The 23,043-nt window shown below is 66.3% G+C and carries 26 protein-coding genes; 18 read left to right on the plus strand and 8 right to left on the minus strand.

All coding sequences use genetic code 11. The features are described 5' to 3' along the window. Nucleotides 1–5 precede the first annotated feature (5 nt). Nucleotides 6–2,411 (plus strand): S8 family peptidase, encoded by a 2,406-nt coding sequence (locus IE113_RS12660; RefSeq protein ID WP_189542061.1) that lies wholly within the window; start codon nt 6–8, stop codon nt 2,409–2,411. A 51-nt stretch (nt 2,412–2,462) separates the two neighbouring features. Here the strand turns inward: IE113_RS12660 and IE113_RS12665 are convergent, their stop codons facing one another. The 5 genes from IE113_RS12665 to IE113_RS12685 form a co-directional block, all read right to left on the minus strand. After that, entirely contained in the window at nt 2,463–3,542 is a 1,080-nt protein-coding gene (locus IE113_RS12665) for a phosphotransferase family protein (RefSeq protein WP_189542063.1), read from the minus strand. Between the two features lie 7 nt (nt 3,543–3,549). After that, a complete protein-coding gene (locus IE113_RS12670) occupies nt 3,550–4,638 on the minus strand; it encodes a Zn-dependent alcohol dehydrogenase (protein ID WP_189542065.1) in 1,089 nt (362 codons plus the stop codon). A gap of 129 nt (nt 4,639–4,767) precedes the next feature. Further along, nucleotides 4,768–6,051, minus strand: a complete 1,284-nt coding sequence (locus tag IE113_RS12675; RefSeq protein WP_189542067.1) for an acyl-CoA dehydrogenase family protein — start codon at nt 6,049–6,051, stop codon at nt 4,768–4,770. Between the two features lie 92 nt (nt 6,052–6,143). After that, nucleotides 6,144–7,625, minus strand: coding sequence for an MFS transporter (locus IE113_RS12680; RefSeq protein WP_189542069.1), 1,482 nt, complete (start codon nt 7,623–7,625; stop codon nt 6,144–6,146). After that, complete coding sequence (locus IE113_RS12685; RefSeq protein WP_189542071.1) at nt 7,622–8,473, minus strand: SDR family NAD(P)-dependent oxidoreductase; 852 nt, start codon at nt 8,471–8,473, stop codon at nt 7,622–7,624. The genes IE113_RS12680 and IE113_RS12685 overlap by 4 nt, the downstream gene beginning before the upstream one ends. 173 nt (nt 8,474–8,646) lie before the next feature. On the opposite strand from IE113_RS12685, the gene IE113_RS12690 reads away from it, so the two are divergent. The 5 genes from IE113_RS12690 (at nt 8,647) to IE113_RS12710 (ending at nt 13,648) form a co-directional block, all read left to right on the plus strand. Next, a complete protein-coding gene (locus IE113_RS12690; RefSeq protein WP_189542072.1) occupies nt 8,647–9,807 on the plus strand; it encodes an acyl-CoA dehydrogenase family protein in 1,161 nt (386 codons plus the stop codon). Nucleotides 9,808–9,862: 55 nt separating this feature from the next. After that, nucleotides 9,863–11,002, plus strand: coding sequence for an acyl-CoA dehydrogenase family protein (locus IE113_RS12695; RefSeq protein ID WP_189542074.1), 1,140 nt, complete (start codon nt 9,863–9,865; stop codon nt 11,000–11,002). A gap of 118 nt (nt 11,003–11,120) precedes the next feature. Beyond that, nucleotides 11,121–11,939 carry an SDR family NAD(P)-dependent oxidoreductase gene (locus IE113_RS12700; RefSeq protein WP_189542077.1) on the plus strand — a complete coding sequence of 273 codons (819 nt, stop codon included), beginning with the start codon at nt 11,121–11,123 and terminating at the stop codon, nt 11,937–11,939. A 4-nt stretch (nt 11,940–11,943) separates the two neighbouring features. Continuing rightward, nucleotides 11,944–12,831, plus strand: coding sequence for an SMP-30/gluconolactonase/LRE family protein (locus IE113_RS12705; protein ID WP_189542079.1), 888 nt, complete (start codon nt 11,944–11,946; stop codon nt 12,829–12,831). 241 nt (nt 12,832–13,072) lie between these two features. Continuing rightward, nucleotides 13,073–13,648 carry a hypothetical protein gene (locus tag IE113_RS12710; protein WP_189542081.1) on the plus strand — a complete coding sequence of 192 codons (576 nt, stop codon included), beginning with the start codon at nt 13,073–13,075 and terminating at the stop codon, nt 13,646–13,648. 49 nt (nt 13,649–13,697) lie between these two features. On the opposite strand, the gene gmk is transcribed toward IE113_RS12710, so the two are convergent. From gmk to IE113_RS12725, 3 genes are read right to left on the minus strand one after another with little or no spacing between them, the layout of a single operon-like run. Continuing rightward, entirely contained in the window at nt 13,698–14,336 is a 639-nt protein-coding gene (gene gmk, locus IE113_RS12715; RefSeq protein ID WP_229822380.1) for a guanylate kinase, read from the minus strand. Nucleotides 14,337–14,366: 30 nt separating this feature from the next. Continuing rightward, complete coding sequence (locus tag IE113_RS12720) at nt 14,367–14,663, minus strand: hypothetical protein (RefSeq protein WP_189542083.1); 297 nt, start codon at nt 14,661–14,663, stop codon at nt 14,367–14,369. Nucleotides 14,664–14,670: 7 nt separating this feature from the next. Further along, on the minus strand, nt 14,671–15,153 hold the full coding sequence (locus IE113_RS12725) for an SspB family protein (protein WP_189542085.1): 483 nt from the start codon (nt 15,151–15,153) through the stop codon (nt 14,671–14,673). A gap of 108 nt (nt 15,154–15,261) precedes the next feature. Between IE113_RS12725 and hisB the strand changes: the two genes are divergently transcribed. From hisB to tolB, 12 genes are all read left to right on the plus strand, one after another. Beyond that, nucleotides 15,262–15,855, plus strand: coding sequence for an imidazoleglycerol-phosphate dehydratase HisB (gene hisB / locus IE113_RS12730; protein ID WP_189542087.1), 594 nt, complete (start codon nt 15,262–15,264; stop codon nt 15,853–15,855). Beyond that, complete coding sequence (gene hisH / locus IE113_RS12735) at nt 15,848–16,468, plus strand: imidazole glycerol phosphate synthase subunit HisH (RefSeq protein ID WP_189542089.1); 621 nt, start codon at nt 15,848–15,850, stop codon at nt 16,466–16,468. Before hisB ends, hisH begins: the two co-directional genes overlap by 8 nt. A gap of 13 nt (nt 16,469–16,481) precedes the next feature. After that, on the plus strand, nt 16,482–17,210 hold the full coding sequence (gene hisA / locus IE113_RS12740; RefSeq protein WP_189542091.1) for a 1-(5-phosphoribosyl)-5-[(5-phosphoribosylamino)methylideneamino]imidazole-4-carboxamide isomerase: 729 nt from the start codon (nt 16,482–16,484) through the stop codon (nt 17,208–17,210). Nucleotides 17,211–17,214: 4 nt separating this feature from the next. Next, nucleotides 17,215–17,976: an imidazole glycerol phosphate synthase subunit HisF gene (gene hisF / locus IE113_RS12745; RefSeq protein ID WP_189542093.1), complete on the plus strand. Its 762-nt coding sequence runs from the start codon at nt 17,215–17,217 to the stop codon at nt 17,974–17,976. Between the two features lie 113 nt (nt 17,977–18,089). After that, nucleotides 18,090–18,284 (plus strand): hypothetical protein, encoded by a 195-nt coding sequence (locus IE113_RS12750; protein ID WP_189542095.1) that lies wholly within the window; start codon nt 18,090–18,092, stop codon nt 18,282–18,284. A gap of 49 nt (nt 18,285–18,333) precedes the next feature. Beyond that, entirely contained in the window at nt 18,334–18,657 is a 324-nt protein-coding gene (locus tag IE113_RS12755) for a phosphoribosyl-ATP diphosphatase (RefSeq protein ID WP_189542097.1), read from the plus strand. Continuing rightward, the gene (locus tag IE113_RS12760) at nt 18,657–19,034 is read left to right on the plus strand and encodes a histidine triad nucleotide-binding protein (RefSeq protein WP_189542099.1); all 378 of its coding nucleotides are present in this window, start codon (nt 18,657–18,659) and stop codon (nt 19,032–19,034) included. The genes IE113_RS12755 and IE113_RS12760 overlap by 1 nt, the downstream gene beginning before the upstream one ends. A gap of 71 nt (nt 19,035–19,105) precedes the next feature. Continuing rightward, nucleotides 19,106–19,564, plus strand: a complete 459-nt coding sequence (locus tag IE113_RS12765) for a YbgC/FadM family acyl-CoA thioesterase (RefSeq protein ID WP_189542100.1) — start codon at nt 19,106–19,108, stop codon at nt 19,562–19,564. Beyond that, nucleotides 19,561–20,262, plus strand: coding sequence for a protein TolQ (gene tolQ / locus IE113_RS12770; RefSeq protein ID WP_189542101.1), 702 nt, complete (start codon nt 19,561–19,563; stop codon nt 20,260–20,262). Before IE113_RS12765 ends, tolQ begins: the two co-directional genes overlap by 4 nt. After that, nucleotides 20,263–20,700 carry an ExbD/TolR family protein gene (locus IE113_RS12775; RefSeq protein ID WP_229822395.1) on the plus strand — a complete coding sequence of 146 codons (438 nt, stop codon included), beginning with the start codon at nt 20,263–20,265 and terminating at the stop codon, nt 20,698–20,700. 9 nt (nt 20,701–20,709) lie between these two features. Next, nucleotides 20,710–21,636, plus strand: coding sequence for a cell envelope integrity protein TolA (tolA, locus tag IE113_RS12780; protein WP_189542102.1), 927 nt, complete (start codon nt 20,710–20,712; stop codon nt 21,634–21,636). Next, the gene (tolB, locus tag IE113_RS12785) at nt 21,633–23,003 is read left to right on the plus strand and encodes a Tol-Pal system beta propeller repeat protein TolB (protein ID WP_189542103.1); all 1,371 of its coding nucleotides are present in this window, start codon (nt 21,633–21,635) and stop codon (nt 23,001–23,003) included. Before tolA ends, tolB begins: the two co-directional genes overlap by 4 nt. Nucleotides 23,004–23,043 lie beyond the last annotated feature (40 nt).

The following is a 23,043-nucleotide window of genomic DNA, read 5'->3' on the forward strand; positions in this document are numbered from 1 at the left end:
GCTGCATGAAACTTCCGAAGGCGGTGCGCAGCCAATGGCATCTTGGCGCAGCGATCCTCTCGTTCGCGCTGGTGGCGGGTTGTGGCGGTGGCAGCGGCGGATCGGTGGGCAGCACCCCCGCGCCGACGCCATCCCCCACGCCGACCCCGACGCCCACTCCGACTCCGACGCCGACTCCCACCCCCACTCCAACCCCGACCGGCGCGTTCCTGACCAGCGAATACAACCGCTCCTCCGGCGCGCCGCAGCATGGCGTGGTGACGGCATGGTCGCAGGGCTACAATGGCAACGGCGTTACCATTGGCATCGTCGACACCGGGATCGACAGCGACAGTCCCGAATTCGCCGGCCACATCCACCCATCCAGCGCCGATGTCGCGGGCGATCGGGGCGTCGATCCGGAAAGCGACCACGGCACCAATGTCGCCATGGTGGCTGCCGCCGCGCGCGATGGCACCGGCGTGCTGGGCATCGCCTTCAATGCCACCATTGCGATGTTCCGCGCCGATACGCCCGGCAGCTGCGCCACCAAGGATACCGAGGTGAAGGACAGCGGCTGCAAGTTCAACGATGTGAACATCGCCGCCGGAGTGGACCGGGCGGTGGCGGCCGGGGCCAAGGTCATCAACCTGTCGCTGGGCGGTTCCGCCCCCAGTTCCACTCTGCGCGCGGCGGTAGGCCGCGCCACGGCGGCAGGCGTGGTGATCATCGTCTCTGCCGGGAACGACGGGGATTCGACCGAAACCGATGTCGACCCGAACAATCCCGACCCCTTTGCCGCCGGATTGCAGGCCGCGGGAAGCGGCAACGTCATCATCGTGGGATCGGTGAACAAGGACGGGGCGTTCTCCGCGTTCAGCAACAAGGCCGGAACCGGGGCCAACTGGTTCCTCTCGGCGCGGGGCGAGCGGGTCTGCTGCGTCTACGAGAACGGGACGATGAAGATCGTCGACAACCCGGATGGCACCCGCTCGGTCTATGTCATTTCCGGCACCAGCTTTTCCGCGCCGCAAGTGGCGGGCGCGGCGGCGCTGCTGCGCCAGGCTTTCCCCAACCTGACCGCCGCCCAGGTGGTCGACCTGCTGCTGCGCACCGCGCAGGATGCCGGGGCAGCGGGGACCGACACCACCTTCGGGCGCGGCATTCTGGATATCGCCGCGGCGTTTGCGCCGCAGGGCACCATGGCCATCGCGGGCAGCACCGCGCCGATGCCGGCCGGGGATACCACCGCCGTCATGTCTACGCCGATGGGGGATGCGGGGCCGCTGGCAGGCGGGCTGACGACCATTGTGCTCGATGGCTATCAGCGCGCCTACCAGATGAACCTTTCCGCCGGGCTGCGGGGCGCGCAAGTCCAGCCGAAACTCGCCGCCGCGCTGCGCAGCGATTCGCGCAACCTCTCGCTCGGCGGGGGCAAGGTATCCCTTGCCTTCTCGGTCGACGCGCAGGGCGCTGTGGCGCGGTTGCCGTGGCAGGGTGCGCTGCGGCTCAACCGGCACGATGCGGAACAGGCCCGCGTGCTGGCCGCGCGGATCGTGGCGGAAATCGCGCCAGGGCAGCGGCTGGGGTTCGCGTTTGAACAGGGCGCGGACGGGCTGGTGGCCCAGTTGCAGGGCCGCGATCAACCCGCATTCCTGATCGCGCGTTCGCCGCTGGATGACCTGGGCTTTGGCGCGACCGGCCAGGCCAGCTTTGCGCTGCGCCAGCAACTGGGCGCGTGGGGGCTGACCGCACTGGCCGAGCATGGCAGCGCGCAGGCCGCCGCGCCGGTGCAACTCGCCGCCAGCACCCGCACCCGCCTGCCCGGCGCGCCCGCGCTGCGACTGGGCCTGTCGCTCGATCGCCAGCTGGGCGCGTTCGATGCGGCGCTGGGCGCGCAGTGGCTGGCCGAGCGGGACAGCCTGCTCGGCGCGCGGCTGCACAGCGCATTCGGCGCGCGCGGCGCGGACAGTGCCTTCCTCGATGCCAGCCTGGGCTGGCGCGCGGGCGATAGCTGGCGGCTGGGCGCGGCCTTGCGCAGCGGCTGGACCTGGGCCCGGCGCGGCGGCGCGCTGGCCGCCGGATCGCGGCTGACGACCTCCGCCTGGGCTGTCGATGCCAGCCGCTATGGAGTGATCCAGCCGGGCGACAGCGTCTCGCTGCGCCTGTCACAACCCTTGCGGGTGGAGCGTGGCGGGCTGAATTTCCTGCTGCCGGTGGACTACAGCTATGAAACGCTGGCCCCGACGCTGGGGCTGCAGACCCTGTCCCTCGCCCCGCGCGGGCGCGAACTGGACGGCGAACTGGTCTGGCGCGGGCAGCTGTGGAACGGCGCGGCCATGGCCAGCCTGTTCTGGCGCAAGGACCCCGGCCACTACAGCGCCCTGCCGGATGACAAGGGCGCAGCCGTCAGCTGGGTGCGCAAGTTCTAGAAGTTGGGTAAAGGTGCGGACCGGCCGGATGGCCTGTCCGCACCAAACAGATTACGCCCCGGCCTTCACCGCGAATTCCCAGGCCTTGTCGGCCAGCGGCTGGACCCGTTCGGACATCGCCTTGGCGTGGGCCGAGCTGGCAGTGCCGTCGATCACGCGCTTTTTGATGCCCTGCATGATCCCGGCGAGGCGGAAGAAGTTGTAGGCAAAGTACCAGTTCATGTCCGGCACGCTGGTGCGCCCCGTGGCCGCGCAATAGCGTTCGACCACTTCCTCCAGTTCGGGGATGCCCAGCGCCTTGCGGTCCAAGTCCAGCACCCCGCTGCGCCCGCCGTTTTCCGTCACCCACGCCATCGCGACATAAGTGAAGTCCGCCAGCGGATCACCCAGGGTAGACAGTTCCCAGTCGAGCACGGCCAGCACCTTGGGTTCGGTCTTGGCCCAGATCATGTTGTCGATCCGGTAATCGCCATGAACCACGCTGGTGCGGGTCTGTTCGGGCAAGGATGCGGGCAGGAACGCGATCAGGCGCTCCATCGAATCCATCGTTTCGGTTTCGGCCAGCTTGTACTGCTTGGTCCAGCGTTCGACCTGGCGGCCGAAGTAGTTGCCCGGCTTGCCATAGTCCGACAGCCCGGCCGCATCGACATCGACCGCGTGCAGGCCCGCCAGCGTATCGATCATCGCGTTATAGGTCGCGCGGCGATAGTCCGGGGCGTCGTTGGGCATCGCGCCGTCCCAGATGGTGCGCCCGTCGACCATGCCCATCACGTAGAACCAGCTGCCGATCACGCTGTCATCGGTGCACAGCCCATACTGCGGGGCAACCGTCCACCCGGCCTTTTGCAGCGCGGCCTGGACCTTGTATTCGCGGTCGACCGCATGGGCCGAGGGCAGCAGCGGGCCAAACGGCTTGCGCCGCAGCACGTAGTTTCCGCTCGCCGCCTCGATCTTGTAGGTCGGGTTGGATTGGCCGCCCTTGAACTTGGTCAGCTGCATCGGGCCTTGATAGCCCGCCACGTTGGCTTCCAGCCAGGCGGATAGCTTGGCCTCGTCCAGCCGGTCCGCACCTTCGGGTTCGACCGTGCCGACGAAATCAAGCTCGGCGTTAACGGCAATTGCGTCGGTCATCAGGCCCTCACTGATCGAACACGATGACGGAACGCGCGGAGTGGCCCTGCTTCATCTTTTCGAAGCCTTCATTGATCTGCGACAGCGGAATCCGCTCAGCAATGATCGAATCGAGATCGAGCAGCCCGCGCATATAGAAATCGACCAGCCGCGGCATATCGACCGGGAAGTGGTTCATCCCCATGATCGCGCCCTGCAGCTTCTTGCCCGACAGCAGGTCCATGGCGGAAAGCCCGACCGAGTGGTTCAGCGGCATCATGCCCAGAATCGTGGCCGTGCCGCCACGCCGCAGCGACTTGACCGCCAAGTCGCCCGAAGCCGGACGGCCCACCGCCTCAACCGCATGATCGACGCCGCCCTTGGTCAGTTCCACGATCTGCGCGGCGGCATCTTCGGCCATCGCATCGACCGTGTGGGTCGCGCCCAGCTTCATCGCCAGCTCGCGCTTTTCAGGCATGGGATCGGCGGCGATGATCTTGCCCGCCCCGGCGATCTTGGCGGCGTTGATCGCGGCCAGACCCACCCCGCCGCAGCCGACCACGGCCACCGTTTCGCCCGGCGTCACCTTGCACGCGTTGAAGATCGTGCCCGCGCCGGTCGTCACTGCGCAGCCGATCACCGATGCGCGGTCCAGCGGCATTTCGGGATCGATCCGGGTGCAGGCGTGTTCGTGGATCAGCATCATTTCGGCAAAGGCCGAGAGGTTGAGCATCTGGTTGACCGGGCTGCCATCCGGGCGGCTGAGGCGCGATTCCGCACCCGGCGCGCGGCGAGTATCGCCGCCCAGGCACAGCGCCATGCGGCCGGTCACGCAGAATTCGCAGTGGCCGCAGAACGCCGAGAGGCAGGTGACGACCGCATCGCCCACTTTCACCGTGCGCACTTCGCTGCCCACCGCCTCGACGATCCCGGCGGCTTCATGCCCGGGCACCGCGGGGAGCGGGTGGGGATAGGCCCCTTCGATGAAGTGGAGGTCGGAATGGCACAGGCCGCAAGCCGCCGTGCGGATCAGCACTTCATGCGGACCGGGCTTCGAAATCACCAGATCTTCGATTTCCAGCGGCTGGTTCGGTGCGACGAGGACTGCGGCTTTCATTTCTCTCTCTCCAGGTTGCCCCGCCCGCTTGCGGGAGGGGGCAGGCGAGGGCTGGTCATCGGCCCTCGCCAAACAGGCCTTCCCCGACCCTCCCGCCGGCGGGAGGGCAGAGGAAGGCCGCCAAGGTACTTAGCGGGCCACCCCGAGATCGCCCGAGGTCGGGCCCGACGGAGCCTGCGGGGCATACTTGCCCATTTCCAGACGCGCGATCGAGCGGTTGTGGACTTCGTCCGGACCGTCCGCGATGCGCAGGGTCCGCTGGCCGGCATACATCTTGGCCAGACCGAAGTCTTCCGAGACGCCGCCGCCGCCGTGGGCCTGAATCGCGTCATCGATGATCTTCAGCGCCATCGTGGGAGCCTTGACCTTGATCATCGCGATTTCGGCCTGGGCAGCCTTGTTGCCGACCTTGTCCATCATGTCCGCCGCCTTCAGGCAGAGCAGGCGCGAGCACTCGATCTCGATCCGGGCCTCGGCAATGCGCTGTTCCCAGATCGAGTGGGTCGAAATCGACTTGCCAAACGCGACGCGCGACTGGAGCCGCTGAACCATCTTCTTCAGCGCTTCCTCGGCCACGCCGATGGTGCGCATGCAGTGATGGATGCGGCCCGGCCCGAGGCGGCCCTGCGCGATCTCGAACCCGCGCCCTTCGCCCAGCAGCATGTTGCTGGCCGGAATGCGGACGTTGTTGAGCTTGATTTCCATGTGGCCGTGCGGTGCATCATCATAGCCGAACACCGGCAGGTGACGGACGATTTCGACGCCGGGCGCGTCCAGTTCCATCAGCACCATCGATTGCTGGGCGTGCTTCTTCGCCTCGAAATCGGTCTTGCCCATGACGATGGCGATCTTGCAGCGCGGATCACCCGCGCCCGAAGACCACCACTTGGTGCCGTTGAGCACGTATTCATCGCCTTCGCGCCGGATCGAGCACTCGATGTTGGTCGCGTCGGACGAGGCGACCTGCGGTTCGGTCATCAGGAAGGCAGAACGGATTTCGCCGTTCATCAGCGGCTTCAGCCACTGTTCCTTCTGCTCACGCGTGCCATAGCGATGCAGCACTTCCATGTTGCCGGTGTCCGGCGCGGAGCAGTTGAACACTTCCGAGGCCCAGCCGATCCGGCCCATTTCCTCGGCGCAGAGCGCGTATTCGAGGTTGGTCAGGCCCGGACCTTCGAATTCGAACGTGTCGTCCACGTGGGTGCGGCCGGACTGGGGCGGCATGAACAGGTTCCAGATGCCCTGCGCCTTCGCGCGGGCCTTTTCCTCTTCCACCACTTGCAGAACTTTCCAGCGCTCACCCGCGGCGTCCTGCGCCTTGTAGTCGCCGGTCCGCGGGCGGACATGGTTTTCGATGAACTGGCGCACCCGGTCGCGCCAGTAGACTTGCCGTTCGGTGGGGTCGAAATCCATGGTCCTCATCCTTCCTTATGCTGTCGAATCTCGGCACCATCAGTGCCAGAGGCGCGCCCTCGCGCCAAGGTGTTTAATCGAACGATTAAGCGTCAGGGATGCATTCCCTCCGCATCGGGATTGATCCGCGCGGCGGACAGCGCCGCCAGCCGCGCCTCGTGGTCGGCGCGGGTAATCGGGAAGCGCGAAAAGATCAGCGTCGAGGCCAGCGCCGCAATCACGACGATCACGCAATAGGACAGCGTGAGGGTGTCGATCACGCCCTGCTCCACTTGCCCCGGGATCGCCTTGCGCGGCAGGCCCGAATAGCTGACCAGCAGCCCGGTCAGCCCGATGCCCGCGGCCGTCGCGCACTTCTGCACGAACATCCAGCCGGCGGCGAACACGCCCTCGGTCCGGCGGCCGGTCTCCGCCTGCGATGCCTCCACCACATCGGCCAGCATCGACTGCGCCGAGATGGTCACCATCACCGCGTTGATGTTGGACACCAGCACGAATGCGAACAGCAGATAGGTCGATTGCGGCGATCCGACTTCAGGCCAGAACCCGGCAAGCCGCAGCGCGAATGGCGCCACCCAGAACACCACGCTGACCAGCGCGCAGACCACCGCCGTCCCCCGCTTACCCAGGTGCCGGTGCAACGGCTGGACAAGGATGAACGAGGCCAGCACGCCGACCATCAGCAGCCACGGCAACAGCGCAAAGCCGGTTTCCGAAAACTCCCAGACATAGAGGTAGAGGAAGTTGGAGATCGTGAAGGTCATCTGCGAACTGGAAATCGCGATGGCCGCCCCGCCCAGCAGGATCAGCGCGGCGGGGTGGCGCAGCGATTCGATGATTTCCCGCAGCGCCGAGAGCGCGGAAGTCTTTTCCGGGCGGACATCGGGCAACCGCGCGATCCGGCGGTGCTGCCCCAGCGCAGAGATCACCACGACAGTGGCCATCAGCACTGCCCCGGTCAGGCCGTAGAGCCAGTAGCCATCGGGGTTGAGCTGCCCGTGCTTGTGGGTGGCATCCGCGCGCAGGAAGACCGTGTTGGCCAGGAAGAACAACAACAGGCCCCCGCCCCAGGCGAACAGATAGCGGAACCGGATCAGCGCTGTGCGTTCATCGTAATCGGTGGTCAGTTCCGCGACGAGCGACTGCGAAGGCACTTCACAGCACGAGATCAGCGTGCGCACCAGGATCGCCACCAGCACCAGGTATGGGAAAATCAGCGTTTCGTCAGCGGGCGGGGTCCACAGCAGCAGCCATGACAGCGCCAGCGGGACCGGCGCGATATAGAGCCACGGCAGGCGCCGTCCCCAGCGGGTATAGGTCCGGTCGGACAGATGCCCGATCACCGGATCGATGAACGCATCGACCACCAGCGCCAGCATCAGCGCCAGCGACACAAGCTTGGCATCCAGCCCGATGACCTGGCTGTAGAAGATCAGCAGGAAAGTCGAAAAGCCGTTGTCCTTGATGCCATAGGCGGCCGAACCGAGCCCGTGGAACAGCCGCAGCCGGGTGGGCAACCGCTCAGGCGCGGGGGTGCTGACCGCGCCCTGCTCCATCACGGCGTCACCGCTCATTGCGGCGCGCCCAGCTTCCCTTCGGCCATGGCTTGCAGCGTGTCGAACATCCCCGGCGCGTCCGGATCCCAGGCGTGGCGCGGGCCGATGGTGATGCCGCCATCGACGATCAGCGACGTGCCGGTAACAAAGCTGGCCGCATCGCTGCACAGGAACGCCACCGCGTTGGCGATGTCATCCGGCTGGCCGCCGCGCGCCACCGGCTGCGCCTGGCTGGACATCTGGGCGATCATCGCCTTGGCGGTGTCGACCATTTCAGCCGGCATTTCCATGCTGGCGGTGAAGATGTTGGTGTTGATGAAGCCCGGCTGCACCGCGTTCACGCGGATGCCGAATTGGGCCAGGTCCGTCGCCGCGCACTTGGTCAGGTGCAGCACGCCCGCCTTGGCCACGGCATAGGCGGTGGGCGAATAGCCCGGACCGACCGCCGCGACGGACGAGGTGTTGACGATCGCCGCGCCCTTGCGGCCCTTCATGTGCGGCACGGCATAGCGGATGCCCATCGCGACCGAGCGCAGCAGCAGGTGGAAGGTGAAATCCCAGCCATCGGCGTCGATCTCGTCAATGCCCTCGCGCGCGCCGCCTGCCCCGGCGTTGTTGAACACCACGTCGATCCCGCCGCAGGCCGCCGCCGCCTGATCCATCAGCGCCTTGATCTGCGCAACGTCGCAGACATCGCAGGCCACTGGCGTGATCCCCGCTGCCTCGGCGGCCACGGCCTTGGCCCCTTCGAGGTTGAGATCGGCGGCGAACACCTGCGCCCCTTCGCGGGCGAACAGCAGCGTTGCCGCCCGGCCAATTCCCGATGCCGCACCCGTGATGACGACGCACTTGCCGCTGAATCGCATATCCACTCCTGTCGGTTCTGATTTTGGCGGCAGCTTAGGCGCGAAACCGGCGCGGTCAACGCCATTGCGCTTGACGCTACGGCAAGCGCGCTTTGCGCCAAATGGCGGAAATCCGCGCTTGCGCGCCCGTGCCGACTCGCTTTAACCTTGCGATTAAGAGAGGAGTCCGATCCATGTCAGACCTTGATGCGTTCCGCGCCGAAATCCGCGGGTGGCTTGAAGAAAACTGCCCTGCCGAAATGCGCCAGCCCGCCCGCGACGAAGACGACGTCTGCTGGGGTGGCCGCAATTTCAAATTCAAGAACGAGGCGCAGAAGCAGTGGCTCGAACGCTGCGTGGCCAAGGGCTACACCGTGCCCGACTGGCCCAAGGCTTATGGCGGCGCGGGCATGTCCCCGGCCGAGGCCAAGATCTGGCGCGAGGAAATGCACCGCATCAATGCGCGCCCGCCGCTGTCCAGCTTTGGCATCTGGATGCTTGGCCCGGCACTGCTGAAGTTCGGGACCGAGGAGCAGAAGGTCCACTATCTCGGCCAGATCGCGCGCGGGGAAATCCGCTGGTGCCAGGGCTATTCCGAGCCGGGTTCCGGCTCCGACCTCGTCAGCTTGCAGACCTTCGGCGAGGACAAGGGCGATCACTGGGTGGTCAACGGCCAGAAGATCTGGACCAGCTATGCCAACAAGGCCGACTGGATCTTCTGCCTGGTCCGCACCGACAAGGCGAACAAGTATCAGGGCATTTCGTTCCTGCTGTTCGACATGACCTCGCCGGGCGTCACGACCAAGCCGATCCTGCTGATCTCGGGCAGCTCGCCGTTTTGCGAAACCTTCTTCGACAACGTGAAGGTGCCCAAGCACCAGATCGTCGGCGAAGTGAATCGCGGCTGGGATGTCGCCAAGTACTTGCTGGGGCATGAGCGCGAGATGATTTCGGGCGCGGGCGGGAACGACCGGCTCAACACCCTCGGCCCGGTGCTCAGCCGCGCCGGCCTCGAGGACCCGCTGCTGCGGGCCGAACTGGCGATGTTCGACGTGGATGCCCTGGCATTCAGCGCAATGGGCGAAAAGTTCCTGGATGAGGCCAAGGTCGGCAAGGCCCACCCTGCCCAGCCCAACATGATGAAGTATGCCGGGACCGAGCTGAACAAACGCCGGTACGAGCTGCTGATGGCGGGCGGCGGCAGCGCCGCGCTGGAATGGGACAGCGAAGCATCCGACGGCGGCAGCAAGGCCCGCGCCTGGCTGCGGACCAAGGCCAACTCGATCGAGGGCGGGACCAGCGAGGTGATGCTCAACGTCGTCGCCAAGCGCATCCTCGACCTGCCGGGGGCCTGACCCTTCGCCCCGCGAGCCCGCTGCACCGGGCCCACGAAATTCAAGGAATACTGCAATGCCGCTTTATCACACCGAAGATCAGGCCATGCTGGCGGACACCGCCCGCTCGTTCCTGGCTGACGAAGGCAACATCGCCAAGCAACTGCGCCACTGGCGCGACATCGGCTGCAAGGACGGGTTCGGCCACGCCCTGTGGAAGCAGTTCGCCGAACTGGGGCTGACTGGCGTGCTGGTGGCCGAGGCCGATGGCGGGCTGGGCATGGGCCATGTCGAAGCCGGGATCGTGCTGGAGGAAATCGGCCGCAACCTCACCCCCTCGCCCTTCCTGACCAGCGCGGTGGCGGCGGCAACGGCACTGGGCGCGGGCAGCGATGAACTGCGCGGACGTTACCTGCCGGGCCTGCTGGCGGGCGACAGCGTGTTCGCCGTCGCTATCGACGAAGGGCCAAAGCACCGCCCCGAACGGATCAAGACGCGCGCCGCGCGCGCTGGCAACGGGTTCAAGCTGGACGGCGCGAAAAGCTTCGTCATCCATGGCGGCAGCGCCGACATGCTGGTGGTCGCCGCACGCACCTCCGGCAACGATGACGATGCCGAAGGGATCACGCTGTTCGCCGTGCCCAAGGATGCGGCGGGCCTCAGCCAGGATGCTGTCCGGCTGGTCGACAGTTCGATGGCCACCCACGTGAAGCTGGACGGCGTGCTGGTCGATGCCGATGCCGTGATCGGCGAAGTCGATGGCGGGCGCGATCTGCTGAACAAGGTGCTGGCCGCCGGCCGGATCGGCGCGGCGGCGGAAAGCGTCGGCGTGGCGGGCGGCGCGTTCGACATGACCACCACCTACCTCAAGCAGCGCAAGCAGTTCGGCAAGCTGATCGGCGAATTCCAGGCGCTCCAGCACCGCGCCGCGCACCTGTACTCTGAAATCGAGATTGCCCGCGCCGCGACGATCAAGGCGCAGCAGCTGCTTGATGCTGGCTCGGACAAGGCCGAGCTGATGGTCTCCGTCGCCAAGGCCAAGGCTGGCAAGGCCGCCGGGCTGGCGGTGAAGGAAGGCGTCCAGATGCACGGCGGCATCGGCATGACCGACGAATACGACATCGGCCTCTACATGAAGCGCGACCGCGCGCTGGCCGAGTTCATGGGGGACGTTTACTATCACGCCGAACGCGTCGCGCAGCTGACGGGGTATTGAGCCCACGCCAGTTTACGTCACCCCGGACCTGATCCGGGGTCCCGCTACCTTCCTGCGGCGGGCGAAGAACAAGCGGGATCCCGGATCAAGTCCGGGATGACGGGAAAAGGATAAGCTGATGGACTTCACCAAACTGTTCAGCCTGGAAGGCAAGATCGCGCTGATTACCGGCGGGTCGCGCGGGATCGGCAAGATGCTGCTCGAAGGCTACCTCGCCGCCGGGTGTGAGCGGGTCTACATCACCGCGCGCAAGAAGGCGCAGCTGGATGAAACCGTCGCCGAATTCGAGGCGCAGTATCCCGGCAAGGTGATCGGCCTTGCGGGCGACATCAGCCAGATGGACGGGGTGAAGCAGCTGGCCGAGGAACTCGCCGCCCGCGAGTCCCGGCTGGATGTGCTGGTGAACAATGCCGGGGCCGCATGGGGCGGTGATTTTGACGAATTTCCCGAAGTGGGCTGGGACAAGGTCATGGACCTCAACGTCAAGTCGCTGTTCTTCCTGACGCAAAAGCTGCACCCGCTGCTGAACGCGGCAGCCAGCTTTGACCGTCCGGCCAAGGTCATCAACATCGCCTCGATTGACGGGCTGCGCCCCAATCCGTGGGAAACCTATTCCTATCAGGCATCGAAAGCGGCGGTGATCCACCTGACCAAGCGGATGGCCGCGCGGCTGATCAAGGACAACATCGTCGTCACCTGCATCGCGCCGGGGGCCTACCCCAGCGAAATGAACAAGGCCGCGGCGAAGAATCCCGAAGGCAGCGCCAAGGGCATCCCCTACAAGCGGGTCGGCGTGGCCGAGGATATCGCGGGCGGCGCGATCTACCTGGCCAGCCGCGCGGGCGATTACGTGGTCGGCACCACGATCCCGATCGACGGCGGGATCGTCAACGCGTGGATTCCGGAAACCTTCCAGGACCCGTCGGGCGGGCATTGAGGCCATGAAGCACCGCCTGCGCACCCTCGCCCATCAGGTCTATTTCGGCGAGGGGCCGCGCTGGCGGAACGGTCGCTTGTGGTTTTCGGACTTCTACGCGCACCGCGTCTGCTCGGTCGATCTGGCGGGCGATCTGCGCACGGAGCTGGAGCTTGAAGGTCGCCCATCGGGCCTTGGCTGGATGCCCGATGGTTCGTTGCTGGTGGTGCGGATGGAACTGCGCCAGCTGTGGCGGCGCTGGCCGGACGGGCGGTTTGCCTGCCACGCCGATCTGACCGGCCTTTCCGCGCACCTCTGCAACGACATGGTCGTCGATGCGCAGGGCCGCGCCTATGTCGGCAACTTCGGGTTCGATCTGGACGCGGCAATCCACGCGCGCGGGGCGGAAAGCGTGATCGCCGACCATCCTCAGACCTGTCTGGCACTGGTGCAGCCAGACGGCACCGTCAGCGACGCCGCGCCGGGTGAGCGGTTCAGCTTTCCCAACGGCATGGTCATCACCCCCGATGGCAACACGCTGATCCTCGGCGAAACGCTGGGCGGACGGCTGACCGCGCTGGACATCGGCGCGGATGGCAGCCTGTCCAACCGCCGCGAATGGGCCCCCACCTGGCCGCGCGTGCCCGATGGCATCTGCCTCGACGCCAGCGGCGCAATCTGGATCGCCAACCCGCTCGCCCCCGAATGCGCCCTGATCGCGCCGGGCGGCGAAGTGCTGGATGTGGTCGAAACCGGCGGCCTGCCGTGCTTCGCCTGCATGCTGGGCGGGCCAGAAGGCAAACACCTGTTCATGCTCGTCGCGCCGAGTTCGGACGCAGGCGAAGCGGCAAAGGCCCCGCTGGGCAAAGTGCTGGTGACCGAGGTTGCAGTAAGCCGCGCGGGATTGCCCTGAGGGGCGAGGCATCCGCCAAGCCCTCCTGTCGTCGCCCCGTGCTTGACACGGGGCTAGGCTAACTGGCGGTCATCCGCTGGGGCCCGTGTGATCCAAAGGCTGTGCGAGAAGCAAAGCCTAGCCCCGGATCAAGTCCGGGGCGACGGGGCGGAGCGGCTGCATAGCTCGCCTACTTGCCACAAGCTGCCGTTCCGGAAACGGCAACATTGCGGACATTTCTCAGGTGCGCTTTAATGGCGCGATGGAAATACTCCCTGAGCCGCCCCCGTCTTACGAGCAAATTATCACTCAGAAGCTCGTGGAGTGCGGTCTATCCTCGCGGGGCCTGAAAGTGTCCTACGAGGATGATTTTCAATCTTACGAGATTGTCATCGGTCCATCGGCGAACGCCATGGCAGAAATGTTCTCATGCACTCGCGACGCCGCGGCTGGCGAGATTGTGTCATTCGACGATCAGGAGTTGATGAGCGGGTATCATGCCTTCTTGGCGGAAGGGTATCGCCCGCAAATGATAGCGAGTGCAGAGAGTGAACTTGCCAAGCGCGGCCTGCTCAAGGGGTTTCCCCGTCGCGTAGATTTCGCAAGCGACGCCCTCTTTGCCGAAGCTTTGGAAGAGCACTGCGGCTTGGTGAAAGGAGAGGTAATCCAACCATTCGGCGATAAGCTGGTCGTTCAACCGCCGCCTGAGGCTCTGCGTGACTTCAAGGCCACCATGGAACGATACTCTTGCCTGTATTCCGCGATCCAGTTGGCGAGCGCGAGGGGTGAAGGAAAGTTCGGCTTCGTTGGCAACCAGGCTAGCGCTTTGTCTGACTGACTGTTCGCGATGTCAGCTTCCCCAACACGCCAGCCACACCCCACCACCCTCAGTCCGTCATCAACCCCCGCACAAACCCGATCAGCCCGGTCTGGCGGGCGCGTTTCATGCGTTCGGCGGCGAGGATTTCGCAGACTTTGGCAAAGCAGGCCTCGATATCGTCGTTGACGATGACATAGTCATAGCCGTCCCAGTGGCTGATTTCGGCACGGGCGCGGTCCATGCGGGACTGGATCACTTCGGCGGGATCGGTTCCGCGCCCGGTCAGGCGGCGGCGCAACTCGTCGATGCTGGGCGGCAGCAGGAACACGCGGACGACGTCGGTTTCCATCTTCTGATAAAGCTGCTGCGTGCCCTGCCAGTCGATATCGAACAGGAAATCCTGGCCCTCGCGGATACCGGCTTTCACTTGCGCCTTGGGGGTGCCGTAGCTGTTGCCGAACACGGTTGCCCACTCGAGGAACTGCCCGTCCTCCACCATCCGGTCAAATTCGGCCTGGCTGGCGAAGATGTAATCCTGCCCGTCCACTTCACCGGGACGCGGCGGGCGGGTGGTGACGGATACCGACATGCGGATTTCCGCGTCATGGGCCAGCAGCTTGCGCGCAATCGTAGTCTTGCCTGCGCCGGACGGCGAGGACAGGATGAACATCAGGCCGCGGCGTTGAAGGGTATCGGGTGAAGCCATGCGCCCCAATCGCGCAATGGCACGGGCAGATCAAGTGGCGGGCGTGTCTTTCGCGGTCTTGGCCGCCGTACCCGACTTCGCCGCCTTTGTCGCCTGGCGCCGGTCATAGAGCTTCTTGGCGATCAGCCCGGACCCGACGACAATCGCCCCCGGCACCGATTTGGTCGCCACGCGCAGCGCGACGAACCCGGCCACGCCGGCCAGCAGGTTCTTCTTCCTGCCCGCGGCCTCCGCCGGTTCATCGGGCAGCGCCTTGGCAATCGCGGTGTTGAGCAGGCGTCCGCCGCCCTGACGCAGGATCGTGGCGAGAATCCGGTTCGTCGCCATCGGCCGCCTACTTCTTCTTGCCGAAGTCCACAGTGACGACGTTCGACCCGTCATCGCTACTGATCACCGGCGAATCGTTTTCGGCATCGTCATGCGGCGGCGGCACGTCATCAGGCACGATGGCCTGGAACTGCAGCCCGAAATCGACCGCCGGATCGACGAATGCGGTGATCGCGGCAAAGGGAATGTCCAGCTTGCTGGGAATCTGGTTGAACGACAGGCCCACCGAAAACCCGGTTTCACTGACCGCCAGGTCCCAGAACTTGTTCTGGAGCACAATGGTCATCTCGTCCGGGAACCGTTCCTTCAGGTGCGGGGGGATCACCACGCCGGGCGCCTGGGTCTTGAAAGTGATGTAGAAGTGGTGCGCACCCGGCAAGTTGCCGCCCGCCGCCACAACTTCGCCCAGCACGCGGCCAACCACGGCGCGCAGCGCCTCCTGCACGATTTCGTCGTAGGGGATCAGGCTATCGGGCATATCGTCGCTCATCAGGGGGACAAGTGGCGTCGCGAGGCCACATGGTCAAGGGGAAAGGGGATGCGGCAATCGCGCGAACAAACATTGATTCCTGCGCCGTCCAGCCTATAGGCCCAGCTTATGCGTACTGGCCGGATCGCTCGGAAAACCCACGAAACCGACATTCTCGTCGAAGTGAACCTCGACGGGACGGGGGCGTATGATGTCTCCACCGGGATCGGGTTCCTCGATCACATGGTGGAACAGTTCAGCCGCCATTCGCTGATCGACATCACGTGCCACGTGAAGGGCGACCTTCATGTCGACCAGCACCACACCACTGAAGACAGCGCCATTGCCATAGGCCAGGCGATTGCCCAGGCCCTTGGCGACAAGGCCGGGATCGGCCGCTATGGCGAGGCGCATTCCGCGATGGACGAAGCGCTGTGCCGGGTCGCGCTGGACATTTCGGGCCGCCCCTGGCTGGTCTGGAAGGCCGCGTTCACGCAGGAGCGGCTGGGCGAGATGGATACCGAGCTGTTCGAGCACTGGTTCCAGTCGATCGCTCAGGCCGTGGGCATCACGCTGCACATCGAGTTGCTCTACGGCACCAACAACCACCACATCTGCGAAGGCATCTACAAGGGCTTTGCCCGCGCGATGCGGCAGGCGGTGGAGCTGGACCCGCGCAAGGGCGGCGCAATCCCCAGCACCAAGGGCCAGCTTGGTGGCTGAGATTGTCGCGCTGATCGATTACGGCGCGGGCAACCTCCATTCGGTCGCGAACGCGCTGAAGGCCGCTGGCGCCGAAGGCGTGGCCCTGACGTCCGATCCTGATGTCGTGCGCGCGGCGGACCGTATCGTCCTGCCCGGCGTCGGCAGTTTCCGCGCCTGCGCCGAAGGGCTGCGCGCGATCCCGCACATGGTCGATGCGATGGCCGAGCGCGTGCTGGTGGGCGGCGCCCCGTTTCTGGGCATCTGCGTGGGGATGCAATTGCTTGCCACCAGCGGGGTTGAGCATGGCACCACGCCGGGCCTTGGCTGGATTGACGGCGAAGTCCGCCTGATCGAGCGGACCGACCCGGCAATCAAGATTCCGCACATGGGCTGGAACGATGTCCTGCCCGCGCCCCATGCCCCGCTGATCGAACCGGGCGAGGCCTATTTCCTGCATTCCTATCACTTCGTCCCCGCCGACGGGCACCACGTCGCCGCGATGACCGATCACGGTGGCGGGCTGGTTGCGGCGGTGGCGCGCGACAATGTGGTGGGGGTGCAGTTCCACCCGGAAAAGAGCCAGGCCTATGGGCTGGCGCTGCTGTCCAACTTCCTCGATTGGCGGCCATGATGAGAGAATTGGCATGATCGTATTCCCGGCCATCGACCTCAAGGGCGGCCAGGTTGTCCGCCTGTCCGAAGGCGATATGGACCGCGCCACCGTCTATGGCGACAACCCCGCCGCGCAGGCGCTCCTGTTTGCCGAGGCCGGATCGCAATTCCTGCACGTGGTCGATCTGGACGGATCGTTCGCGGGCCGCGCCGAAAACCGCGCCGCGGTCGAAGCCATCCTTGAGGCGTTCCCCGGCCATGTCCAGCTGGGCGGCGGCATCCGCACCCGCGAAGCGGTAGAGGGCTGGTTCGATCTGGGTGTCAGCCGCGTGGTCATGGGCTCCGCCGCGCTGAAAGACCCGCAGTTCGTGAAGGACATGGCGGCGGAATTTCCCGGCGGGATCGTCGTTGCAGTCGATGCCCGCGACGGCATGGTTGCGACCGAGGGCTGGGCCGAAGTGTCCGACGTGGCGGTGGTCGATCTCGCCCGCCGGTTCGAGGATGCCGGGGTCGCCAGCCTGCTGTTCACCGACATTGGCCGCGATGGTCTGCTGAAGGGCGTCAACATCGACGCCACGGTCGACCTCGCCCGGCAAGTTGATCTGCCGGTCATCGCCAGCGGCGGCGTCAAGGGCCTCGACGACATTCACATCCTCTCGCTCCACGCAGTGGACGGGATCGAAGGCGTCATCACGGGGCGTGCGCTCTATGAAGGCCGGCTCGATCTGGCCGCCGCCATCGCCATGGCCAACCGGGCCTGATCCGATGACTGTCCGCGTCCGCGTCATCCCCTGCCTCGACGTCCGCGACGGGCGTGTGGTGAAGGGCGTGAACTTCGTCGACCTGCGCGATGCCGGTGATCCGGTCGAACAGGCCCGCGCCTATGACGCGGCAGGTGCGGACGAGCTGTGCTTCCTGGATATTTCCGCCAGCCACGAAGGGCGCGGCACGCTGCTTGACGTTGTCCGGCGCACGGCGGAAGTGTGCTTCATGCCGCTGACCGTGGGCGGCGGGGTGCGGAGCGTCGAGGACGCGCGCGCGCTGCTGCTGGCCGGGGCAGACAAGGTCGCGGTCAATTCCGCCGCGGTCAGCCGCCCGGAAGTGGTCGCCGACATCGCGGAAAAGTTCGGCAGTCAGTGCGTGGTCGCCTCGGTCGATGCGCGCCGGACGCCGCGTGGCAACTGGGAAATCTTCACCCACGGCGGACGCAAGGCGACCGGGATCGACGCGGTGGAACACGCGATGAAGCTGGCGCAGCTGGGCGCAGGCGAACTGCTTGTCACCTCGATGGACGGCGATGGGACCAAGGCCGGATATGACCTGGCGCTGACCCGCACCATCGCCGATGCCGTATCGGTGCCGGTGATTGCCAGCGGCGGGGTCGGCACGCTGGACCATCTGGTCGAGGGTGTGACGCAAGGCCACGCCAGTGCGGTGCTGGCCGCCTCGATCTTTCACTTTGGCCAGCACACCATCCACGAAGCCCACGCCGCCCTGCGCGCCGCCGGACTGCCCGCGCGGGGCTGAACCGTCGGCGCTGTTTACACCCGTGTCAGCCGGAAACCCGGTGTTAACCATCGCAAGCCGCCGCCCTGCGTGATCTGACCGCGCTGGCATGGGGTTTGCGTAAACCACTATCCATGAAGGACAAATTCGAGGGTCGCAGCCCAATTCCCGTCCTGGCAATCACCGCGGTGGCGCTCTGCGCGGCCGGGCCCGCGCTTGCGAGCAGTGGTGCCAGCATCCCCGATCCCAGCAACCTGGCCTTGTTCGCCATCGGCGTGCTGGGGCTGATCATCGGTCGGCAGGGTTCACGCAACCCGCCATCGGATTGACGCAGGCTGCGGCTTGACCTTGGCCGCGACGCACCGCATGGCCATGGGCATGGACCGCCCGGATACCCTTGCCCGCCTGGCCGCGACCATCGCCGCGCGCCGCCATGCCGACCCCGCCAGCAGCTGGGTCGCGAAACTCCATGCGCGCGGGGTGCCGGTGATCGCCCGCAAGCTGGGCGAGGAAGCGGTTGAAACCGTGGTCGCCGCGCTCAGCGGCAGCCGCGAGGACCTGGTTGGCGAAGCCGCCGACACGATCTTTCACCTGATGGTCCTGCTCGATGCCAAGGGCGTCGATTTTGCCGAAGTGCTCGCCGAACTCGACCGCCGCGACGGGGTGAGCGGGATCGCCGAAAAAGCCAGCCGGAGTGAATGATGCCAATCGACCCTCGCCTGCCGTACGACGACCAGAACGTTTTCGCCAAGATCCTGCGCGGGGAAATCCCGAACAAGACCGTCTATGAGGACGAATGGGCGCTGGCCTTTCACGACATCAACCCGCAAGCCCCGCTGCACGTGCTGGTGATCCCCAAGGGCCCCTACGTCAGCTGGGACGATTTCTCGGCCCGCGCCAGCGAGGCGGAAATCGCCGGGTTCATCCGCGCCGTCGGCCATGTCGCACGTGAGGCCGGCCTGGTTGAACCGGGCTATCGCCTGCTCGCCAACATCGGCCAGCACGGCCATCAGGAAGTGCCGCACCTGCACGTCCACGTGTTTGGCGGAAGGCAATTCGGGGCCATGCTGCCGCGCTGAGCAAGTGTTTAACCGCGCCAGCGCCCCTCCCCCCTTGCCCTTCGAGTCGCGCAGCGGCTAAACCCGCCGCAATGACGTCACTGCCCGCCCCGCCCTCCGGCCTGATCGATGGCCCGGTGCACCACTTTGCGGTGCGCGCCTATTTCGAGGACACCGATCTGTCGGGCGTGGTCTATCACGCCAATTACCTGCGCTGGTTCGAGCGCGCCCGATCGGATTTCGTGCGGCTGCTGGGGATCGACCAGCGCGCGGTAAACGAGGCGGGCGAAGGCGCTTTTGCCGTCGCCGATCTCACCATCCGCTATGCCGCCCCGGCGCGGCTGGATGACGGCGTGCGGATCGAAACCACTTGCGAGGAACTGGGTGCGGCCAGTTGCCGGATGCACCAGAAGGCCTGGCGCGAGGATGGCACGCTGCTGGCCGAGGCGCGGCTGCGCGTCGGCTTTGTCGCCCCCGATGGCCGCCCGCGCCGGATGCCCGCCCCGTGGCGCGCGGCATTTGCCACGATTTTAATTGAAGGACCGCAATGACTGCTCTCGATATTCTGGCCGCCGCCGGTGCGCCGACGCGCCTTGATCCGGTGAAGCTGTTTCTGGATGCCGATATCGTCGTGCAATTGGTGATGGCCGGGCTGGTGCTGGCCAGCGTCTGGGTGTGGATGATCGTCGTCGGGTTCAGCCTGCGTATGGCTGGCATCCGCAAGCGCTGCGACGCTTATGAGCGCGATTTCTGGAAGGCCGGCAACATCGACGAGTTTCAGGCCGAGCGCGGGAAGGGCGACATCCCTTCCGCCCGGGTCGTCGCCGCTGGTCTCGCCGAATGGCGCCGTTCCACTGCGGGCAAGGTAATTGACCGCGACGGCACCCGCCAGCGGCTGGCCGGGGTGATGGACAGCGCCGTCGCGCAAGAGGCAGACAAGCTGGCCGAGCGGCTGAACTTCCTGGCCACGGTCGGTTCGGTTGCGCCGTTCGTGGGGCTGTTCGGCACGGTCTGGGGGATCATGAACAGCTTTTTCCAGATCGGCGCGCAGCAGAACTCCTCGCTCGCGGTGGTGGCCCCCGGCATTTCCGAGGCGCTGTTCGCCACCGCGATCGGCCTGTTTGCGGCGATCCCGGCGGTCATCGCATACAACCGCTTTTCCCACCGGGTCGACCAGCTGGAAGCGCGACTGCAGCGTTTTGCTGACCGTTTCCATGCCAGCCTGAGCCGCGAGCTGGAGGCGGTCTGAATGGCCTTTTCCGCTCCCAAGCGCCGGGGCCGCAGGGGCCGCGCGCCCATGGCCGACATCAACGTCACGCCGCTGGTCGATGTGATGCTGGTGCTGCTGATCATCTTCATGGTCACCGCCCCGCTGCTCAACGCCGGGGTGCCGATCGACCTGCCCGACAGCAATGCCAAGCCACTGGCGCAGGAGCCCGCGCAAGTGAACCTGTCGATGAGCCGCGATGGCCGCGTCTATATCGACCAGTCCGAAGTCGATCCCGGCACACTGGCCGACCGGCTGGCCGCGCTGCCCAGGGGCACGGACGGCAAGCCGCCGCTGGTGACGCTGCGCGCCGACAAGACGCTGGAATATGGCCGGGTGATGGGCGTGATGGGCGAGCTGAACGCGGCCGGGTTCAATGCAATCTCGCTGGTCACCAACGGTTCAGTTGAGGCGCCCTAGGCTCGATTGATGGCAGTTTCCGCGCTCAACCGCGAAGAACGCATCGGCCTGGCGATTGCGCTGGCCGCGCACGTCGCCCTTGGCGCGGTGCTGATCGCGCGCCCGGCCGCTGCGCCAACGATCCCGCTGCCCGAACGGATGACCGTGACGTTGAGCGAGGATGTGGGGCTGACTTCGACCGCGCCTAGCGTGGCCGATCCCGCGCCTGACGAAGCCCTCGAATTGGGCGAGGCCGCGCCGGAACCCGCCCCCCAGCCCACGCCAGTCCCGCCCCGGCCGGAGCCCAAGGTCCAGCCGAAGCCCGAACCGAAAGTGCAGCCAAAGCCGGTTGTGACCAAGCCCAGGCCGGCTCCGACAGTAGCCGCCAAGCCTCTGCCGCAGCCAACCAAGGCCGCGACCCCGCCCAAAGCGGCACCGAAAGCTGGACCGGCACCAAAGCCCAGCAACGCGCCCACGACTGCACCGAAAGGTGCCACCAGCACGGCACGAACGCCCAACGCCGCCGCGACCCAGCCCGCCAAGGCCGGGGGCAGCCGGATCGGCAGCGATTTCCTGAAAGGGGTGAGCGGCGCGACCGGCAAGCAGGCCACTACCGCGCCGCCCGCCGCCACAGTCGGCCCGGCGGTGCGATCAGCGCTGGCCGGGGCGATCTCCCGCCAGCTCAAGCCGAAATGGGCCGCACCGCAGGGGGTCGATGCCGAGTTGCTGGTGACGGTGCTGTCCTGGGATCTCAACCCCGATGGCACCTTGGCCGGATCACCGCGCGTGGTGCGGCAGGATGGGATCACCGATGCCAACCGCGCGCAGGCCCAGCGCCATGCCGAACAGGCGATGCGCGCGGTGCGGCTGGCCGCGCCGTTCAACCTGCCGCCCGAATATTACCCTGCCTGGAAGCGCGTCAGCGACTTCCGCTTCGACCGAAAGCTATCGCAATGAACCTTCGCCTGATTTCCGCGTTGGCACTCGTGCTGGCCGCGCCCGCCGCCGCGCAGCAATCCCTGCCCACGCCACAGCCAACCGAGCAGGTGCCCGAAGAAGGACTGTCCGGCGCGGTGTCGGACGACAGCGACTGGCAGGACCTGGGCATTGCCATTCCGGCCTTTGCCACCGATGCCGATGTGCCGACCCAGACCAGCGCCGGATCGACCGCGGCGCTGGGGATGAGCCTGGCGCGGGTGATCAACGATGACCTGAAGAACAACGGCCTGTTCAAGCCGGTCGGCCCCGATGCCCTGCCCCGCCCGGCCTTTGGTGAAGTGCAGGCCCCGGCCTATGACACGTGGGCGGGCCGCAGTGCGGAAATGCTGGTGCAGGGCTATGTCCGCGCAGCAGCCGGCGGGCAGGTGACGGTGGGGTGCTACCTCTACGACGTCGCGCTGAAGCAGCAGCTGGCCAAGGCCGGGTGGACCGTCGCCCCCGGGGACTGGCGCCGTGCCGCGCACAAGTGCGCGGACATGGTCTATTCGCGGCTGTCCGGCGAAAGCCCGTTCTTTGACAGCCGCATCGCCTACATCGCGGAAACCGGACCGAAGGACCGCCGGATGAAGCGTCTGGCGATCATGGATTCGGACGGGGCGAACCACCGCTATCTGACTACCGGGCAGACCACGGTGCTGACCCCGCGCTATTCGCCGGATTATCGCTCGATCCTGTATCTCAGCTATTTCAACGGCAGCCCGCGGATCTACATCTACGACCTGGAAAGCAACACCCAGCGGCTGCTGCTGCAATCCAGCAACGCCGTGTTCGCGCCGCGCTGGTCGCCCGATGGCAAGTGGGTGCTCTATTCGATGGCCATTGCCGGCAATACCGACATCTACAAGATGCCGGCGGGCGGTGGTGCGGCGGTGCGGCTGACCGACAGCCCCGGCATCGACATCGGCGGCAGCTTCAGCCCGGATGGCACCCGGATCGTGTTCGAAAGCGACCGGGGCGGCAGCCAGCAGGTCTATGTGATGAATGCGGACGGCAGTGATCAGCGCCGCATCACCTTCTTCGGCGGGCGCAGCGCCACGCCGGAATGGAGCCCGCGCGGCGACCAGATCGCCTTCACCCACATCGCCGGCAATTTCCGCATCGCGGTGATGACCCCGGAAGGGCGGGAAATGCGCTACCTGACCGACAGCTGGCAGGATGAGGCGCCGACCTGGGCGCCCAACGGCCGGATCATCCAGTTCTTCCGCACCACGCGCGGCAGCGGCAAGGCCGGAATCTGGCAGGTCGACCTGACCGGGCGGAACGAGCGCAAGCTGGCCACACCGGTCGACGGGTCGGACCCCGCCTGGGGGCCCCTGCGGCCGTAAGGGAAACGGCCGCACTGCGACCGATTCGCAAGATTGACTC

The sequence above is a fragment of the Novosphingobium arvoryzae genome (genome assembly GCF_014652615.1).
GTDB classification, from domain to species: domain Bacteria; phylum Pseudomonadota; class Alphaproteobacteria; order Sphingomonadales; family Sphingomonadaceae; genus Novosphingobium; species Novosphingobium arvoryzae.

What these genes read in the sequence shown, in the direction of transcription:
- IE113_RS12725 (WP_189542085.1), bottom strand. Translation starts at nt 15,153, where the DNA reads ATGAGCGACGATATGCCCGATAGCCTGATCCCCTACGACGAAATCGTG.
- IE113_RS12675 (WP_189542067.1), bottom strand. Translation starts at nt 6,051, where the DNA reads ATGGATTTCGACCCCACCGAACGGCAAGTCTACTGGCGCGACCGGGTG.
- gmk (WP_229822380.1), bottom strand. Translation starts at nt 14,336, where the DNA reads ATGGCTTCACCCGATACCCTTCAACGCCGCGGCCTGATGTTCATCCTG.
- IE113_RS12680 (WP_189542069.1), bottom strand. Translation starts at nt 7,625, where the DNA reads ATGAGCGGTGACGCCGTGATGGAGCAGGGCGCGGTCAGCACCCCCGCG.
- IE113_RS12670 (WP_189542065.1), bottom strand. Translation starts at nt 4,638, where the DNA reads ATGAAAGCCGCAGTCCTCGTCGCACCGAACCAGCCGCTGGAAATCGAA.
- hisF (WP_189542093.1), top strand. Translation starts at nt 17,215, where the DNA reads ATGACTGTCCGCGTCCGCGTCATCCCCTGCCTCGACGTCCGCGACGGG.
- tolQ (WP_189542101.1), top strand. Translation starts at nt 19,561, where the DNA reads ATGACTGCTCTCGATATTCTGGCCGCCGCCGGTGCGCCGACGCGCCTT.
- IE113_RS12690 (WP_189542072.1), top strand. Translation starts at nt 8,647, where the DNA reads ATGTCAGACCTTGATGCGTTCCGCGCCGAAATCCGCGGGTGGCTTGAA.
- IE113_RS12665 (WP_189542063.1), bottom strand. Translation starts at nt 3,542, where the DNA reads ATGACCGACGCAATTGCCGTTAACGCCGAGCTTGATTTCGTCGGCACG.
- IE113_RS12760 (WP_189542099.1), top strand. Translation starts at nt 18,657, where the DNA reads ATGCCAATCGACCCTCGCCTGCCGTACGACGACCAGAACGTTTTCGCC.
- IE113_RS12685 (WP_189542071.1), bottom strand. Translation starts at nt 8,473, where the DNA reads ATGCGATTCAGCGGCAAGTGCGTCGTCATCACGGGTGCGGCATCGGGA.
- IE113_RS12700 (WP_189542077.1), top strand. Translation starts at nt 11,121, where the DNA reads ATGGACTTCACCAAACTGTTCAGCCTGGAAGGCAAGATCGCGCTGATT.
- IE113_RS12775 (WP_229822395.1), top strand. Translation starts at nt 20,263, where the DNA reads ATGGCCTTTTCCGCTCCCAAGCGCCGGGGCCGCAGGGGCCGCGCGCCC.
- IE113_RS12765 (WP_189542100.1), top strand. Translation starts at nt 19,106, where the DNA reads ATGACGTCACTGCCCGCCCCGCCCTCCGGCCTGATCGATGGCCCGGTG.
- IE113_RS12710 (WP_189542081.1), top strand. Translation starts at nt 13,073, where the DNA reads ATGGAAATACTCCCTGAGCCGCCCCCGTCTTACGAGCAAATTATCACT.
- IE113_RS12750 (WP_189542095.1), top strand. Translation starts at nt 18,090, where the DNA reads ATGAAGGACAAATTCGAGGGTCGCAGCCCAATTCCCGTCCTGGCAATC.
- IE113_RS12660 (WP_189542061.1), top strand. Translation starts at nt 6, where the DNA reads ATGAAACTTCCGAAGGCGGTGCGCAGCCAATGGCATCTTGGCGCAGCG.
- IE113_RS12695 (WP_189542074.1), top strand. Translation starts at nt 9,863, where the DNA reads ATGCCGCTTTATCACACCGAAGATCAGGCCATGCTGGCGGACACCGCC.
- IE113_RS12755 (WP_189542097.1), top strand. Translation starts at nt 18,334, where the DNA reads ATGGACCGCCCGGATACCCTTGCCCGCCTGGCCGCGACCATCGCCGCG.
- IE113_RS12705 (WP_189542079.1), top strand. Translation starts at nt 11,944, where the DNA reads ATGAAGCACCGCCTGCGCACCCTCGCCCATCAGGTCTATTTCGGCGAG.
- IE113_RS12720 (WP_189542083.1), bottom strand. Translation starts at nt 14,663, where the DNA reads ATGGCGACGAACCGGATTCTCGCCACGATCCTGCGTCAGGGCGGCGGA.
- hisB (WP_189542087.1), top strand. Translation starts at nt 15,262, where the DNA reads ATGCGTACTGGCCGGATCGCTCGGAAAACCCACGAAACCGACATTCTC.
- tolA (WP_189542102.1), top strand. Translation starts at nt 20,710, where the DNA reads ATGGCAGTTTCCGCGCTCAACCGCGAAGAACGCATCGGCCTGGCGATT.
- tolB (WP_189542103.1), top strand. Translation starts at nt 21,633, where the DNA reads ATGAACCTTCGCCTGATTTCCGCGTTGGCACTCGTGCTGGCCGCGCCC.
- hisA (WP_189542091.1), top strand. Translation starts at nt 16,482, where the DNA reads ATGATCGTATTCCCGGCCATCGACCTCAAGGGCGGCCAGGTTGTCCGC.